This window comes from Flavonifractor sp. An10, assembly GCF_002161215.1.
Classification (GTDB): domain Bacteria; phylum Bacillota; class Clostridia; order Oscillospirales; family Oscillospiraceae; genus Flavonifractor; species Flavonifractor avistercoris.
This window is the reverse complement of record NZ_NFMB01000006.1, coordinates 38,596-54,029: the sequence shown is the minus strand read 5'-3', so window position 1 is coordinate 54,029 and position 15,434 is coordinate 38,596. Positions and strand designations below refer to the sequence as shown.

Annotated in this window: 12 protein-coding genes; 4 read left to right on the top strand and 8 right to left on the bottom strand. The window is 67.9% G+C overall.

What is annotated here, in order from left to right; translation table 11 throughout:
- Nucleotides 1-94 precede the first annotated feature (94 nt).
- The 3 genes from mnmG to B5E42_RS11535 all read left to right on the top strand — a co-directional run bounded on the left by mnmG (nucleotide 95) and on the right by B5E42_RS11535 (nucleotide 3,605).
- On the top strand, nucleotides 95-1,900 hold the full coding sequence (gene mnmG, locus B5E42_RS11545) for a tRNA uridine-5-carboxymethylaminomethyl(34) synthesis enzyme MnmG (protein ID WP_087239790.1): 1,806 nt from the start codon (nucleotides 95-97) through the stop codon (nucleotides 1,898-1,900).
- An 82-nt stretch (nucleotides 1,901-1,982) separates the two neighbouring features.
- Complete coding sequence (gene mnmA / locus B5E42_RS11540) at nucleotides 1,983-2,987, top strand: tRNA 2-thiouridine(34) synthase MnmA (RefSeq protein ID WP_087239788.1); 1,005 nt, start codon at nucleotides 1,983-1,985, stop codon at nucleotides 2,985-2,987.
- 18 nt (nucleotides 2,988-3,005) lie between these two features.
- Complete coding sequence (locus B5E42_RS11535; RefSeq protein ID WP_087239786.1) at nucleotides 3,006-3,605, top strand: hypothetical protein; 600 nt, start codon at nucleotides 3,006-3,008, stop codon at nucleotides 3,603-3,605.
- Between the two features lie 964 nt (nucleotides 3,606-4,569).
- On the opposite strand, the gene B5E42_RS11530 is transcribed toward B5E42_RS11535, so the two are convergent.
- The 7 genes from B5E42_RS11530 to B5E42_RS11500 form a co-directional block, all read right to left on the bottom strand.
- Nucleotides 4,570-5,826: a competence/damage-inducible protein A gene (locus tag B5E42_RS11530; protein ID WP_087239784.1), complete on the bottom strand. Its 1,257-nt coding sequence runs from the start codon at nucleotides 5,824-5,826 to the stop codon at nucleotides 4,570-4,572.
- A gap of 28 nt (nucleotides 5,827-5,854) precedes the next feature.
- The gene (locus B5E42_RS11525; RefSeq protein WP_087239782.1) at nucleotides 5,855-6,676 is read right to left on the bottom strand and encodes an Mrp/NBP35 family ATP-binding protein; all 822 of its coding nucleotides are present in this window, start codon (nucleotides 6,674-6,676) and stop codon (nucleotides 5,855-5,857) included.
- Between the two features lie 255 nt (nucleotides 6,677-6,931).
- Nucleotides 6,932-7,876: an adenylyl-sulfate kinase gene (locus tag B5E42_RS11520; RefSeq protein ID WP_087239781.1), complete on the bottom strand. Its 945-nt coding sequence runs from the start codon at nucleotides 7,874-7,876 to the stop codon at nucleotides 6,932-6,934.
- Between the two features lie 12 nt (nucleotides 7,877-7,888).
- The gene (hemZ, locus tag B5E42_RS11515; RefSeq protein WP_087239778.1) at nucleotides 7,889-9,478 is read right to left on the bottom strand and encodes a coproporphyrinogen dehydrogenase HemZ; all 1,590 of its coding nucleotides are present in this window, start codon (nucleotides 9,476-9,478) and stop codon (nucleotides 7,889-7,891) included.
- A gap of 75 nt (nucleotides 9,479-9,553) precedes the next feature.
- A complete protein-coding gene (locus B5E42_RS11510) occupies nucleotides 9,554-10,162 on the bottom strand; it encodes an MBL fold metallo-hydrolase (protein WP_087239776.1) in 609 nt (202 codons plus the stop codon).
- 827 nt (nucleotides 10,163-10,989) lie between these two features.
- The gene (gene dtd / locus B5E42_RS11505) at nucleotides 10,990-11,433 is read right to left on the bottom strand and encodes a D-aminoacyl-tRNA deacylase (protein WP_087239774.1); all 444 of its coding nucleotides are present in this window, start codon (nucleotides 11,431-11,433) and stop codon (nucleotides 10,990-10,992) included.
- Nucleotides 11,434-11,455: 22 nt separating this feature from the next.
- On the bottom strand, nucleotides 11,456-12,523 hold the full coding sequence (locus B5E42_RS11500) for an alanine racemase (RefSeq protein ID WP_087239772.1): 1,068 nt from the start codon (nucleotides 12,521-12,523) through the stop codon (nucleotides 11,456-11,458).
- Nucleotides 12,524-12,898: 375 nt separating this feature from the next.
- On the opposite strand from B5E42_RS11500, the gene B5E42_RS11495 reads away from it, so the two are divergent.
- Nucleotides 12,899-14,392 carry a M23 family metallopeptidase gene (locus tag B5E42_RS11495; RefSeq protein WP_087239770.1) on the top strand — a complete coding sequence of 498 codons (1,494 nt, stop codon included), beginning with the start codon at nucleotides 12,899-12,901 and terminating at the stop codon, nucleotides 14,390-14,392.
- 56 nt (nucleotides 14,393-14,448) lie between these two features.
- Here the strand turns inward: B5E42_RS11495 and B5E42_RS11490 are convergent, their stop codons facing one another.
- Nucleotides 14,449-15,318 (bottom strand): DegV family protein, encoded by an 870-nt coding sequence (locus B5E42_RS11490; protein WP_087239768.1) that lies wholly within the window; start codon nucleotides 15,316-15,318, stop codon nucleotides 14,449-14,451.
- Nucleotides 15,319-15,434 lie beyond the last annotated feature (116 nt).

The window sequence follows — 15,434 nt, the reverse complement described above, 5'->3', positions numbered from 1 at the left end:
TCGTAGGGCGGGGGCTTGCCCCCGCCGGGGCGGATGAGGGGCTCCAGGCCCCACGCACAGGCATACACATCACAGAGGAAAGAGTATCGAACGCATGGATTACGAAGCAGGAACATACGATATCGCGGTCATCGGCGCGGGCCACGCGGGCATTGAGGCGGCGCTGGCCGCCGCCCGGCTGGGGCTGGACACCCTGTGCTTCACGGTGAACCTGGACGCGGTGGGCAACATGCCCTGCAACCCGGCCATCGGCGGCACGGGGAAGGGCCACCTGGTGCGGGAGCTGGACGCCCTGGGGGGCGAGATGGCAAAGGCCGCCGACCAGGCGTGCATCCAGTACCGGCTCTTAAACCGGGGCAAGGGCCCGGCGGTGTGGTCGCTGCGGGCCCAGGCCGACCGCCGCCGGTACCAGGAGATCATGAAGCACACCCTGGAGCGGCAGGAGCACCTGTGGGTGAAGCAGGCGGAGATCACCGACGTGTTTGCCGAGCACGGCCGGGTCGCCGCTGTGCGCACCGCCTACGGGGCGGTGTACCGGGTCAAAGCTGTGGTGGTGGCCACCGGCACCTACCTGGGTGGCCGCACCATCGTGGGGGACGTGACGCGGCAGTCCGGCCCCGACGGGCTGGCCGCCGCCCTCCCCCTGACGGAGAGCCTGGAAAAGCTGGGGCTGGAGCTGCGGCGGTTCAAGACGGGCACGCCCCCCCGGGTCAACGCCCGCAGCGTGGACTTCTCCCAGATGGAGCTGCAGGAGGGGGACGGGCAGGCGCTCCCCTTCTCCTTCGAGACGGAGACGCCGCCGGAGAACAGGGCCGTGTGCTGGCTCACCTACACCAACGCCGCCACCCACGCCGTGATCCGGGCCAACCTGGATCGGTCGCCCCTGTTCTCCGGGGTGATCGAGGGGGTGGGGCCCCGGTACTGCCCCTCCATCGAGGACAAGGTGGTGCGCTTTGCCGACAAGGAGCGGCACCAGCTCTTCGTGGAGCCCATGGGGCTGAACACCGAGGAGCTGTACATCCAGGGCTTCTCCTCCTCCCTGCCGGAGGACGTGCAGATTCAGATGCTCCACACCATTCCCGGGCTGGAGCGCGCCGAGATGACCCGCCCGGCCTACGCCATCGAGTACGACTGCTTAGACCCCACCCAGCTGCTGCCCACTCTGGAGTGCAAGCGCATCCAGGGCCTGTACGGGGCCGGGCAGTTCAACGGCTCCTCCGGGTATGAGGAGGCCGCCGCCCAGGGCTTTGTGGCCGGGGTGAACGCGGCGCTGAAGATTCTGGGGCGGGAGCCGCTGGTGCTCCGGCGGGATCAGGGGTACATCGGGGTGCTCATCGACGATCTGGTCACCAAGGGCACCAACGAGCCCTACCGGATGATGACCTCCCGCACCGAGTACCGGCTTCTCCACCGGCAGGACAACGCCGACCGGCGGCTGTGCCCCGTGGGGCACGCCATCGGCCTGGTCAGCGACCAGCGGTATCAAAAAGTATTGGACAAATACGCCGCCGTGGATCAGGAGATCAGGCGGCTGGAGCACACCGGCACCCCCGACGGGCGGCTGGTGGATCTGCTCCGCCGCCCGGAGAACACCTATGAGGGCCTGGCGGCGGCGGACAGGGGCCGGCCCGACCTGCCCCCCGACGTCACCGAGGCGGTGGAGATCGCGGTGAAGTACCAGGGGTACATCGACCGCCAGCTGCGGCAGGTGGAGGAGCAGCGGAAGATGGAGGACAGGCCCCTGCCGCCGGATCTGGACTACCTGTCCATGGCCGGCCTGCGGCTGGAGGCCCGGCAGAAGCTGGACAGGATCCGCCCCCTCAGCCTGGGGCAGGCCTCCCGCATCTCCGGGGTGAGCCCGGCGGACATCGCCGTGCTCATGCTCCAGCTGGAGAAGTAGAGGCAGGCCCGATTCCGCCCCCGGCTTGTAGGGCGGGGGCTTGCCCCCGCCGTCTGAGATCACCCAACACAAAGGAGAACCTATGGGAGAGAAAATTGTCCTTGGCCTGTCCGGCGGGGTGGACTCCGCCGTGGCGGCCAAGCTGCTGCAGGAGCACTACGACGTCACCGGCCTCTATCTGGACATCGGCCTGGGGGGGAGCGGGGCGGCGGACGCCGCCGCCGTGGCGGAGCGGCTGGGCATCCCCCTGGAGATCGCGGACATCCGGGCGCAGCTGGAGGAACAGGTGTGCGCCCCCTTCGCCGCCGACTACCTGGCGGGGCGGACGCCCCTGCCCTGCGCCCGTTGCAACCGGCTGGTGAAGTTCCCCGCCCTCTTCGCCCTGGCGGAGAAAATCGGGGCCCGGTATGTGTCCACCGGCCACTACGCCCGGGTGGAAAACGGCCTGCTGAAAAAGGGGCGGCCCGCCAATGACCAGTCCTATATGCTCTCCCGGCTCACCCGGGAGCAATTACAGCGGGTTATTTTCCCCCTGGGCGATTACGAAAAGACCGAGGTACGGGCCCTGGCCCGGGGCTTCGGCATCCCGGTGGCGGACAAGCCCGACTCCATGGAGATCTGCTTCATCCCCCAGGGGGACTACGGCGATTGGCTGGAGGCGCGTGGCTTTTCCACACCGCCCGGCAATTTTGTGGACAAATCGGGCCATATCCTGGGACAGCACAAGGGCATCCACCGCTATACCCTGGGCCAGGGCCGGGGCCTGGGGGTGTCGGGGCCCCACCGGTACTTCGTCACGGAATTGCGGCCGGACACCTGCGAGGTGGTGCTCTCCGACGGCTCCGACCTGGGGAGGGACACGGTGCGGTGTGTCCGCCCCAACTGGCTGGCCGCGGACGGCCTCACCGGCCCGGTGGAGGTGCAGGTGCGCCTGCGCCACTCCCGCACCCAGTTCCCCGCCGCCCTGGAGGCGGACGGGGAGGGCGTGGTGCTCCGCATGCACACCCCCGCCCGGGCCCCCACGCCGGGGCAGCTGGCGGTGTTCTACGACGGCGACACGGTGCTGGGAAGCGCCTGGATTACCTAAAAAGAGAGGACGAGGAACATGAAAAAGCTGATCTGTCTGGCCCTGGTGTGCACCCTGGCCCTGGCGGGCTGCGCCCCCCGGGGCGGCGGGGAGCAGAACGAGGAGCTGGGGGACAACTCCGTGGCTCCCCTGGAGCCGAGCGAGGAAGAGGCGGCCCTGCTGGCCCTGGTGGGGGGCGCGGACACGGAGTACGGCGTGTACCAGCTCTCCGCCGGTGAGGCGGTCACCGGCTGCAGCATCGAGGTGCTCTCCTGGCAGGACGGCCAGTGGCTGGCCGTGGGGGGCGGCTCGGTGGGCGTTTCCGGCTCCTCCGACAGCCTCCGGCTGGGCGTGGTGCTGGAGGAGGACGGCATCCGCATCAACTGGCAGGACGGCTCCGGCCGGTACAGCGTCAACGCCGCCCTGAGCGGCGTCACCCGCACCGACACGGGCCGCACCTGGGCGTGGCTGAACGACCCCCAGGCCCTGACCGTGGGGGAGCGCGCGCCCCTCTACCTGGCGGTGTACGACGACGGCGAGGGGGTCACCTCCGCCGCCCTGCCCGACAGCTTCTTTGACGTGGCCTACCTCAACCAGTACGACCGGGCCTACGCCGTGGCCATCACTCTGGAGGCGTAGGGCGCGGCATCCCTGACGCGCCGTTTTCCAGCCGCCGCGAATGCCTTGGTATTTCGGAGGCATGGCACCGACGGCGGCCCGGCGGGCCAAGCCGGTACAGCGCAGCAGCTCTCAGGGCTTGCAGGGTAACCCCGATGCGTGCCACCCGGGGCGCGGCAGCGCCTGGAGAGATGATCATTACGGGGCCCCCGCCGAAGCCCAGCGAAGCGGGTTCGGTGGGGAGAGGAGGCACAGTGGAGGGAACGAGCTTTGCCGCTTGCGGCGAAGCGAGCGATCCGCAACTTGTGCCGACGATGCGGGCGGCAATGCACGCCCGGTCTCTGCCCTGTGCGTACAGCCCACCGCCGCCCTGGGCCCCCGTTTGGGGGGCCGGGGTCGAAGGCGCCGGGGGCGCCTTCGATGTAAATCTATGCGAAGCATCCTTTTTGAAAAGGCGGAAAGCCCCCCGGCCCTTCTTTCTCCCCATTTCTTCGGGAAAAAATGGGGGCGCCGTCGTCGGCCCAAGCTGCGGATCGTTCGCTTCCGGGCAGGCCCGAAAGCTCATTCCCTCCGCTGGGCCTCCTCTCCCCACGACGACCACTCCGTTGGGTCGCCGCGGGGGCCCCATTGGGCGCGTCCCCGGGGGCACCCCGGCAGACGGGCGGCCACAGGTCGCCCCTACGGACGGCGCGCCGAGTCGTCGCGCCCCACGGGCCAGCGGTTGCGGGGGCAAGCGGGCGGATGATATCCGCCCCTACATCGTCGGCACAAGTTACGGATCGCTCGCTTCGCCGCAAGCGGCAAAGCTCGTTCCCTCCACTGTGCCTCCTCTCCCCACGACGACCACTCCGTTGGGTCGCCGCGGGGCCCCATTAGACGGGCGGATGATATCCGCCCCTACAGGGCGGGGTGATTTCCGCTACTTGGCTCGGGAAAAGAAAACAGCGGGTATTCTGCATTTTGCAGAATACCCGCTGTTTTCTGTTTACTTCATCTCCAGGCCGCTCAGGTACCGCCTTGCCAGGTCGAAGGCGTGGGAGGCAGCCACGTGGCGCACCCGCTCCCGGCCCATGCCCTGCTGGATTTTCCGCACCCAGGTGCCGTCGGGGGCGGCCAGGGCCAGGTAGACCAGCCCCACCGGGTTGCCCCGCTCGTCGGGATCGGGGCCGGCCACGCCGGTGGAAGCTACCGCGATGTCGCAGCCCAGCACCCGCCGGGCCCCCTCGGCCATGGCCCGGGCCACGGGCTCGCTGACCGCGCCGTACTGCTCCAGGAGGGCCTGCTCCACCCCCAGGACGGTGTGCTTCACCTGGGTGGCGTAGCTCACCACGCCCCCCCGGAACACGGCGGACACCCCGGACAGGTCGGTCATGCGCTTGGCGATGAGGCCGCCGGTGCAGCTCTCGGCGCAGCCGAAGGTCAGGTTTTTCTCCTTCAGGAGCCGGAACACCGCCGCCTCGATGGAGGGCACGTCGGCGCCGTAGATCAGGGGGCCGAATTTGGCCCGCAGCCGCGCCTCCACCGGGTCGATGAGGGCGTGGGCGGCCTGTTCATCCTCCGCCCTGGCGGTGATGCGCAGCTCGCACTCCCCCTCCTTGGCGTAGGGGGCCAGGGTGGGGTTGGTCATGGCGTTCATCTCGTCCCGCAGCTGGGCCTCCATGGAGGACTCCCCGATGCCGAAGAGCTTCAGGGTGCGGGAGACGATCACCCCGTCGGCCAGGCTTTTCAGATAGGGCACCACCCGGTGGGTGAACATGGCCTTACACTCCCGGGGCGGGCCGGGGAGCATGATCACCCGGACGCCGCCGGCCTCAAAGGCCACGCCGGGGGCGGTGCCCCAGTCGTTGTCCAGCACCGTGCACCCCTCGGGGAGCATGGCCTGCTGGTAGTTGTTCTCCGTCATGGGCCGGCCGGCGTGAAGCCGCTGGAAGTAGGCCTCGATGCGGCGGGCGGAGGGCTCATGGAACACCAGCGGTTTGCCGAAGCACTCCGCCAGCACGTTCTTGGTGAGGTCGTCGCAGGTGGGGCCCAGGCCGCCGGTGGTGATGATAATGTCCGCCCGGGTGCGGGCCAGCTCCACGGCGGCGCGGAGCCGCTGGGGGTTGTCTCCCACCACCGTGTGGTAGTAGACGTTGATGCCCAGGGCGGACAGGCCCTGGGAGAGCATCTGGGCGTCGGTGTTGGCAATATTTCCAAGCAGCAGCTCGGTGCCCACGGCGATGAGCTCGGCGGTATGGGACATGGGGATGCACTTCCTTTGCTGATTGGGGTTACTCCGCCAGGGCCTTTGCCACATCGGCGAGGTAGTTGGGCTCGAAATCCTCGATGGTGCCCGCGTCGCAGGCGGCGGCCGCCGCCGGGTCGATGGGCAGCCGGGCCAGCACCTTGAGGCCGTGCTGGGCGGCGGTCTGGTCGATGTGGCTCTCGCCGAAGACGGCGTGGCGCCTGCCGCAGTCGGGGCACTCATAGTAGCTGTAGTTTTCCACCAGGCCCAGCACCGGGATGTGCATCATCTCGGCCATCTTCACCGCCTTGGTGACGATCATGCTCACCAGCTCCTGGGGGGAGGTGACCACGATGATGCCGTCCACCGGCAGGGACTGGAACACGGTGAGGGGCACGTCGCCGGTTCCCGGCGGCATATCCACGAACAGGTAGTCCACGTCGCCCCAGATCACGTCAGTCCAGAACTGCTTCACCGCCCCGGCGATGACGGGGCCCCGCCACACCACCGGGTCGGTCTCGTTCTCCATGAGCAGGTTGAGGCTCATGATCTCAATGCCGGTCTTGGTCTCCACCGGGTAGATGCCCAGCTCGCTGCCCTCGGCCTTGGTGTGGACGCCGAAGGCGGTGGGGATGGAGGGGCCGGTGATGTCGGCGTCCAGCACGCCCACCTTCTTGCCCAGCCGGCGCATGGCTACGGCCAGGGAGGAGGTCACGGTGCTCTTGCCCACGCCCCCCTTGCCGCTGACCACGGCGATCACCTTCCCGATGTGGGACAGGCCGTTGGCCGGCGCGCGGAAATCCTGGGGCGTGGTGCGCTCCGAGCAGCTCTCGCCGCAGGAGGAGCAGTTGTGGGTACATTCGGACATGATAATCGTTCCTTCTTTCCTCGGGTTGAATTGATAATTGATAATGGAAAATTGAGAATGGCCGGGGAGGGGGGGGCTCTGTGGGTTCAACAGGGCTTGCAAACCGGATTTGGCTTCCCCCCTCAGGGGGGAAGCTGGCAGCCGAAGGCTGACTGATGAGGGGGCGCTGCCCGCCGCAACCGGACGCGGGGCCCGTAGGGGCGACCTGTGGTCGCCCGCGGGCGGTCAAAGACCACCCCTACAGACGGATGCCCCTCAATAATGATAGGATCCCCCGCCGATAAATTCCCGGATCAGGGAGTCGGGGGCCACCAGGGCGGGGTCGATGGGCTCAAACCAGCGGAAGGCGTCCACCAGGTCGTGGAACTCCCGGCAGCGGGGGTTGTCCTCCGGCACCTGCTCCACGGCGGCCCGGAGGGCGTCGGCGTAGTGGGCGAACACGGGCACCTCATACCGCAGGGAGGAGTCGATGATCACGTGGGCCCGGCTTTTGAAGGGGGAGATGTAGGTTTTCTCCCCCCGGCGGACATTATACCACATGAGCAGGGTCTCCAGCAGGTCGGTGCCCCGGAAGTTGTAGTCCCGCACCGCCCGGCGGGTGATGCGCATCCAGGTGCCCTTGAAGCGCAGCGCCTCCCCCTCCAGGATGTTGGAGCGGGCGGAGATGTACATGCCCGTGGCCTCCGGGTGGCGGCCGGCGATGTCGTCGTTGAGGGCGTGGATGCCCTCGAAGATGGCGATCTCGTTCTTCTCCAGCTTGAGGGGGGTGCCCTGGCTGTCGTTGCGCATCTGGCGGGCGAACTCGAAGTGGGGGACGATCACCCACTCCCCCCGGGACAGGCGGGAGAAGGTGTCGTCCAGCAGCTCCATGTCCAGCAGCAGGGGGGACTCGTAGTCGATGTCCCCCTCGGGGGTGCGGGGGGCGGTCTTGCGGTTGAGGGTCTTGAAGTAGTTGTCCAGGGAGATGGTGTGGCTGTTCACCCCCCGGCGCTCCAGCTCCTGCTCCAGCTTCATGGCCGTGGTGGTCTTGCCGGAGCCGGAGGGGCCGGACAGCAGCGCGATGGGGCTCACCTTCATCCGCTCCAGGATGGTGTCCACCGCCGTGTGGATGCGCTCCTGGTAGTGGGCGTCGCACTCGGCCAGGAAGGCGGCCGGATCCCTGCGGATCTTGTCGTTGATCTCACTGAGCTGATAGGGCATGGTTTCCCTCCTTTACCCGTGTTGGCGGCAGAACTCCGCCACCCTGGCCTTGTCGGCGCAGATGGCGTCGATCTTCTGAATGTACTCCTGGGGATACTTGGCGTTGGCCACCCGCTGGATGTACCCGGTGTGCCGATCCACCAGCTTGGTGACCCCGCCGCCCCCCAGGGAGACGATGGTGTGCAGCTCCTCCATCATGCAGATGTTGTACAGGCTCTCGGTGCCGGGCAGGCACCAGCCCACGTTCTCAAAGGAACCGGACATGTACTTCTGCCGGTAGAGATAGTAGGGGATCTGGCCGCTCTCCCGCAGGGCGGCCCAGGCGTAGTCCAGCATGGCGGCCACGTCCTCCCCGGCGGGCAGAGGGGTATCCCCCTCGTCCTCGCGGGCTTTATATCCTTCGCTTCCCTGTTTCCAGGGAAGCTCACTCATGCCGCCGCTCGTCCTCTCCCCAACAAGGGCCTTGCCCTTGTTGGGGGCCCCGTTCATTAAGCGGGAGCCCTTTTTCAGGGCCAGGGTGTGCACCGTCACGTTCTCCGGGGCCAATTCCAGCACCTGATCCAGGGAGGCGCGGAAGCCGTCCGCGCTGTCGCCGGGCAGGCCGGCGATGAGATCCATGTTGACGCACCCGATGCCGCTCTCCCGCACCAGGGCGAAGGCCCGCAGGATGTCGGCGGCCCGGTGGGCCCTCCCCATGGCGGCCAGCACCGCGTCGGACATGGACTGGGGGTTCACCGACACCCGGTCACAGCCCCGGCGCCTCAGCACCGCCAGCTTCTCCGCCGTGATGGTGTCTGGCCGGCCCGCCTCCACCGTGTACTCGGTGCAGGCGGACAGGTCGATGTGCTCCGCCAGCTCCCCCATCAGCCGATCCAGCTGGGGGGCGGTGAGGGTGGTGGGGGTGCCGCCGCCGAAGTAGACGGTGCGCACCTGCAGCCCCGCCCCCTCCAGCATGGCCCCGGTGGCCCGGATCTCCTCGGACAGGGCGTCCAGGAAGGGGTCGATCAGCTTCAGCGCCCGGCCCACGTCGGCGGAGACAAAGGAGCAGTAGGCGCACCGGGTGGGGCAGAAGGGGATGCCCACGTAGAGGGACACCTCATGCTCCCCCAGGCTCCGCTGGGCGGCCAGGCTGGCCTGGGCGCAGTCCATGGCCAGCTTTCTCCGGCCGGGGCTCACCCGGTAGGTGTCCCGCAGGACTTTTTCCGCCTGGGCGGGGGTGGCCCCGGCCAGCATGGCCTTGGCGGGGATCTTCACCGGCCGCACGCCGGTGAGGGCCCCCCAGGGGGGCTCCTTTCCCAGCGCCGCCGTGCCCGCGTCGTAGAAGGCCAGCTTGAGAATCCGCTGGAGAGCCCGGTCGGCGGACAGCTGGTCGGTGAGCTCCGACACCCGGCACCGGCGGGCGGCCCGGTATTCCGCCCCGCCCCAGGTCAGCGCCGCCGTGGCGGTGGCCCAGGTCTTCCCCCGGCTCAAAGAGAGCACCAGGGCGTCCTCCCCCGGCCCGGGGGGTGCGTCGGCGTACTCCGGCCGCTCGGTGGGGAAAAGGGTCAGCAGCATCTGTTCCGCCGCGTATTTATAGTTGTGTCCGCGATAATAGAGCTTCATTGGGCGTTTCCTTTCAGGGAGTGTAGGGGCGGATATCATCCGCCCGCCGGGAGACGCCGGGTATGCCCCCGCCCCTTATCCCCTCAGGGCCTCCCGGATGTAGTAGTTGGTCTTGCGCTCCCGCTCCAGGGTGGAGGCGTCCATGTGGCCGGGGAGGACGCGGAAGTCGCCGGGCAGGTGGGCCAGCCGGGCCAGGGAGGCCATGATATCCTCGTAGGAGCCTCCCTCGAAGTCGATGCGGCCCATGGAGCCCTGGAACAGGGTGTCGCCGGTGAAGAGGGCGTCCCCCACCAGCAGGCACACCCCGCCGGGGGTGTGGCCGGGGGTGTGGAGCACCTGGATGTCCAGATCCCCCAGCTTCACCACGTCGCCGTCGCCGTAGGGCACGGTGGGCGCGCCGATGGGGGGGAACACCTGGCTGCCCAGGCGGGCGGCGTCCGCCGGGTGGAGGAACACCGGCACGTCGGGGTGGGCGGCGTGGAGCTCCGCCACGCCGCCGGTGTGGTCGAAGTGGGCGTGGGTGAGGAGGATCAGCTTCAGCTCCGCCCCGTCGGCCAGCAGCTGGGCCTCAATCCGCGCCCCGTCTCCGCCGGGATCGATTACCGCCGCGGCGTGGGTGTGCTCGTCCTCCAGCAGGTAGCAGTTGGTGCCCAGCGGGCCCACCTGCATGGTTTTGATGTTCATATCCTGTCACCTCAATACGCAAAGATGGATGCTTTGATTCACACAGCCGCCGCAGGCGCCCCGGTCTCTCAGGGGCACCGCACCGGCGGCGGCCCGGCGGGCCAGGCCGGTACAGCGCACCCGCTCCCAGGGCCTGCGGGGTCATCCCGATGCGGGCCGCCCAAGGCGCGGCGTCGTCGGCCCAAGCTACGGATCGTTCGCTTCCGGGCAGGCCCGAAAGCTCATTCCCTCCGCTGGGCCTCCTCTCCCCACCGAACCCGCTGCGCAGCCGTTGGCGGCTTTGCCGCCTTACGGATGCGGCGTGCCCCTTGCGGGTACTTCGCTGGGCTTCGGCGGGGGCCCCAATTACTGCAAGCGCCAATGGGGCGGGCGGCGATGCCGACCCGGTTTTTGCAAGCTCCGTACAGCCCACCGCCGCCATGAGCCCCCGTTTTTGGGGGGCGCCGGGGGCACACCCCCGGCCCTTTCTTTCCCACCGCTTTCTTTCGGAAAGAAAGCGGTGCGCCCGCCGCGTCGGAGGCGCCGGGGGCGCTTCCGATAAAAATCCAGCGAAGCCACCTCCAAAAAAGCGGCCCGCCCCCGGGGGCATCCCGGCAGGCAGATGGCGCGCCGGGTCGTCGCGCCCCACATCGTCGGCCCAAGCTGCGGATCGTTCGCTTCCGCGTAAACGCGAAAGCTCATTCCCTCCGCTGGGCCTCCTCTCCCCACCGAACCCGCTTCGCTGGGCTTCGGCGGGGGCCCCATTGGGCGGGCGGATACTATCCGCCCCTACAGGCTTGGCAGTTGGCAGACCGTCGGCGGGCCTTCACTCCCCATCATAAGGCGCCCTACATCTGGTCGGTGTCGAACAGGATGGTCACCGGCCCGTCGTTCTGGCTGTACACCTGCATGTCCGCGCCGAACTCGCCGTGCTCCACCCGGAAGCCCCGGGCGGCGCACTCGGCCATGAACTTCTCATAGAGGGGGATGGCCGTGTCGGGCTTGGCGGCCCCGGTGAAGCCGGGGCGGCGGGACTTGGTGTCGGCGTAGAGGGTGAACTGGCTCACCACCAGCAGGGAGCCCCCCACCGCCTCCAGGTTCAGGTTCATCTTGCCGTTCTCGTCCTCAAAGACCCGCAGGCCGCAGATCTTGTCGGCCATCTTGACGGCCTGGGCCTCGGTGTCGTTGGGGCCCACCCCCAGCAGCACCAGGAACCCCTGGCCGATCTCCCCGTTGACACGCCCCTCGATGGTGACGGAGGCGTTCTTTACCCGTGTGACAACTGCGCGCATAGTGGATAAATTCCTTTCCTTGTTATCGGTATTCCCGGACAAAGCCCCTGGCGTAGAGGGGATCCAGGTCGAACACCGCCGGATCGCCGGCGGCGCATTTGATGTCGGTGACGTCCACCACGGTCTCGATGGCGCCGATGGAGCCCAGGATGCGGGCCTTCTGGCCGTTGACCCGGACGGTGCGGCGGCGGGAGGCGAGCCAGCGGCGCACCTGCTCCCACAGGCCGCCGCCCCTGGCCCGGGCCACGCCGAAGCCGTTCTGATAGCCCACGGGGAGCACCGCCACCCGGGTGGGGCGGCGGAGGCTGACGGGGCTGTCGCCCCCCACGGTGTGGCCCTTGGGGAGCCAGCGGGTCTCCTCGATGCCCACCTCGCCGTAGCCCACCCGGCGCAGGCCGTCCCCCCGGGTGCGGCGGCACCGGCCCAGCAGGGCGGAGCCCGCCCGCACCCCGTCCAGCCGGGCCTCGTCCCAGTGGAGCAGGGCGTAGGAGCCGGCGGCGTGGACGGTGCCGGTCTCAAACCCGGCCCCCCGGATGGCGTCCACCGCCCGGTGGAACTGCTCCAGCTGGGCGGTGAGGTCCCGCCCGTCCTTCTTGCGCACCTGGATCTGGGTGCAGATGCCTGAGATGGCCACGTTGGGCAGGTTGCGGTAGACCGACAGGATCTTCTCCGGCTCGTCGGCCAGGAAGCCGCCGAAGCCCATGCCGGTGTCGATCTGGATGTGGGCCTCCACCACGGTGGAGCGCTCCTCCGCCGCGGCGTTGAGGGCCATGCCCGTGTCCGAGGAGCCCACGGTGCACACCACGTCCAGCTCGATGAGCTGCGCCAGCTCCTCCCGATCCACCGTGGGGCGGAGCATGAGGATCTCCTCCTCCACAAAGCCCGCCTTGCGCAGGGCGGCGGCCTCCGCCGGCTCGCTGACGGCGAAGCGGCCGATGCCCTCCTCCCGGAGCACCCGGGCCAGCTCCACCAGCCCGGCCCCGTGGCCGTCGCCGGTGAGCACCGCGTAGATCACCGCCTGCCCCGCCCGCTCCTTGATGACGCCGATATTGTGCCGCAGGGCTTCCCGCTCAATGACCAGCGTTTTCATGGCCCGTCCGCCTTTCTGTGTGTGTTTCCCTCATTATAATACGCCCCACCGCCTCCCGTCAACGGAAAGGGCCGCCGGACGCCCCGCTGTCAGATCTGACAAAATTTTCGGGGCGCCGCGGGGCGGCCCTCCCCCTTCTTGGGGTGGGGCGCGGCCTATCCGCCCCCCGACCACCACATGTCGTGGCAGATCCGGCGGCCGCCGCCAACCGCCCTGTTTTCCCTCCAATTCGGCCAAAGTCTTGACTTTTTGGGAAAAAGCGTGTATGATACGCATTGTAACCATTTGTAACTTTTCGTTTTCCAACTGTTACGGGCGGGGGCTTCGCGCCCCGGCGCCCCAAACCACAGAATCTGAATAGGAGGGTTTTTCTTCATGGATGAACTCCTGCACACAGGCCATGAGGAGGCCCAGGAATCCGGTCTCTCTCTGGCGCCCCTGCGCGCCAGGCTGACCGGCGGCGCCGACGCCCTGCGCGCCCGGCTGGCGCCTCTGCGCCACAAGCTGGACGCCGCCACCGCCGGGGGCCGCCGGGTGGTCAATCCGCTCCACCTGCTGGCCGCCGCCGCCGTGCTTGGCGTGGCCGCCGTGGTGGGCACGGTCTACACCCCCAGCTACGTGGTGTCGCTGGACGGCGTGCCCCTGGGCACCGTCACTGCCCCCGCTGAGTTTGAGGCCGTGGTGAACCGGGTGGAGTCCCGCGCCACCGGAATCCTGGGCTATGACTACGACATTGCGGGGGAGATCAGCTACGCCCCCGCCCTGACGGAGCGGGACAGCATCACCCCCATCGCCGACTTTGAGACCTATCTCTTCGACCAGATCGGCGAGGTGATGAAGAGCTACGTGCTCACGGTGGACGGCCAGTTCATCGGCGCGGCCCAGGATCGGGCGACCCTGGACGCGGTGCTGGAGCAGATCAAGGCCGCCTACACCACGGAGAACACGGTGTCCGCGGAGTTCACCTCCGGGGTGTACATCACCCACGAGTACACCGCCTCCGACGTGAACCAGGATCCCGCGGCCATGCTGGCCGCCCTCACCGCCAACACCAACGGCCAGACCGTGTATGAGGTGCAGGCGGGCGACACCTTCATGCAGATCGCCCTGGACAACGGCATGACCGTCTCGGAGATGAGCGAGCTCAACCCCGATGTGGACATCAACGTCATCTATATCGGCCAGCTGCTCAACGTGAAGGAGGAGATCCCCTTCCTCTCCGTCAAGACGGTGGACAACGTGACCTACACCGAGGAGATCGCCTGCCCGGTGGTGGAGGTGGAGGACGACTCCATGTACCAGGGCGAGTCCCGGGTCATTGACGCGGGCGTCCCCGGCGAGCAGATCGTCAACGCCGACATCGCCTATCTCAACGGCGTGGAGCAGGAGCGCACCGTGCTCTCCACCCAGGTCACCCGGGAGGCTACCAACAAGGTCATCGCGGTGGGCACCAAGGTGCGGCCCTCCTGGCTGCCCAACGGGTACTTCATCTGGCCTGTGTACGGCAACATCACCTCCTACTTCGGCTACCGCTCCATCTTCGGCTCCTACAGCTACCACGGCGGCATCGACATCGCCACCTCCTACGGCACCAGCATCGCCGCCGCCGACGGCGGCACGGTGGTGTTCGCCGGCCGGGCCACCGGCAGCATGTGGAGCTACGGCAACCTGGTGATCATCGACCACGGCAACGGCAAGCAGACCTACTACGGCCACTGCTCCAGCGTGCTGGTCTCCGCCGGCGACAAGGTCTATCAGGGCCAGCCCATCGCCCGGGTGGGCTCCACCGGCCGCTCCACCGGCAACCACTGCCACTTTGAGGTGAAGATCAACGGCACCTCGGTTAACCCCCTGTCCTACCTGAGCTGATCGCAGATCAAAAATCCCGCTCCGGAATACCGGAGCGGGATTTTTTCTGTTCCGATTCAGATGTGGATGGCCTTGGTGAGGGTGACGGCCAGGGCGCCGGGCCCGATGTGGCAGGCCACCGACAGGGACAGGGGATCCATGTGGATGTCGTAGCCGGGGAAGGCCTCCTCCAGCTCGGCCCGCCACGCCTCGGCCTCCTCCCGGGTGCTGGTGTAGGCCACGGCGATGTGGAGATCCGCCGGGCCGTGGCAGTCGGCGAAGTCGGTGTCCATCACCTTCCGGGCGGTGTCCAGCATGGTCTTTTTGGCGGCCTTCCACCCACGGGCCTTGGCGAAGGAGTCCAGCTTCTCCCCCTTGATGCGCAGCACCGGCTTGATGCCCAGCACGGTGCCGATGGCGGCGGCGGCGGGGGTGCAGCGGCCGCCCTTCTTTAAGTACTTCAGGGTGTCCACGGTGATGTAGATGTCGGAGTCAAACTTGGTCTTTTCCAGCAGCTCCTTGATCTCCCTGGCGCTCCACCCGGCGGCGGCCAGGGCCAGGGCGTCCAGGGCGGACTGCCGCTGGGTGACGGAGATGCGCTGGTTGTTGACCACCTGCACCTTCCCGCCGTAGTCCTCAGAGAGCATCTCCGCCGTCTCGCAGGTGCTGCTCAGGCCGCTGGACATGGGGATCTGCACGATCTCGTCGTAGTCCTGGAGGATCTTGTCCCAGAACTCGATCACGTCGCCGGGGGCGGGCTGGGTGGTCTTGACGTCGGCCCCCTCCTCCATCTTCTGGTAAAACTGCTCCTGGGTCAGGGTGATGTCCTCCAGGAACAGCTCGTCGTTGATATAGAAGGGCATGGGCAGCACAAAAATACCCAGCTCCTTTGCCTGGGCCTGGGTGATGCCGCTGTTGCTGTCGGTGGCAATGGCAATTCTACTCATAAAGAACCTCTTTTCAGACTTTCCATACAACCTGTACAACTGTAAAAGTCATTATATCGGATTGACGCGAAAAGTCAAGCGGACACATTCCGGGAAGTGTAGCATAATCTGCCGCC

Coding starts and splice junctions, on each gene's coding strand:
- B5E42_RS11500 (WP_087239772.1), bottom strand. CDS start 12,523: ATGAAAACGCTGGTCATTGAGCGGGAAGCCCTGCGGCACAATATCGGC.
- B5E42_RS11530 (WP_087239784.1), bottom strand. CDS start 5,826: ATGTCCCATACCGCCGAGCTCATCGCCGTGGGCACCGAGCTGCTGCTT.
- B5E42_RS11490 (WP_087239768.1), bottom strand. CDS start 15,318: ATGAGTAGAATTGCCATTGCCACCGACAGCAACAGCGGCATCACCCAG.
- B5E42_RS11510 (WP_087239776.1), bottom strand. CDS start 10,162: ATGAACATCAAAACCATGCAGGTGGGCCCGCTGGGCACCAACTGCTAC.
- mnmG (WP_087239790.1), top strand. CDS start 95: ATGGATTACGAAGCAGGAACATACGATATCGCGGTCATCGGCGCGGGC.
- B5E42_RS11520 (WP_087239781.1), bottom strand. CDS start 7,876: ATGCCCTATCAGCTCAGTGAGATCAACGACAAGATCCGCAGGGATCCG.
- B5E42_RS11525 (WP_087239782.1), bottom strand. CDS start 6,676: ATGTCCGAATGTACCCACAACTGCTCCTCCTGCGGCGAGAGCTGCTCG.
- B5E42_RS11535 (WP_087239786.1), top strand. CDS start 3,006: ATGAAAAAGCTGATCTGTCTGGCCCTGGTGTGCACCCTGGCCCTGGCG.
- hemZ (WP_087239778.1), bottom strand. CDS start 9,478: ATGAAGCTCTATTATCGCGGACACAACTATAAATACGCGGCGGAACAG.
- B5E42_RS11495 (WP_087239770.1), top strand. CDS start 12,899: ATGGATGAACTCCTGCACACAGGCCATGAGGAGGCCCAGGAATCCGGT.
- mnmA (WP_087239788.1), top strand. CDS start 1,983: ATGGGAGAGAAAATTGTCCTTGGCCTGTCCGGCGGGGTGGACTCCGCC.
- dtd (WP_087239774.1), bottom strand. CDS start 11,433: ATGCGCGCAGTTGTCACACGGGTAAAGAACGCCTCCGTCACCATCGAG.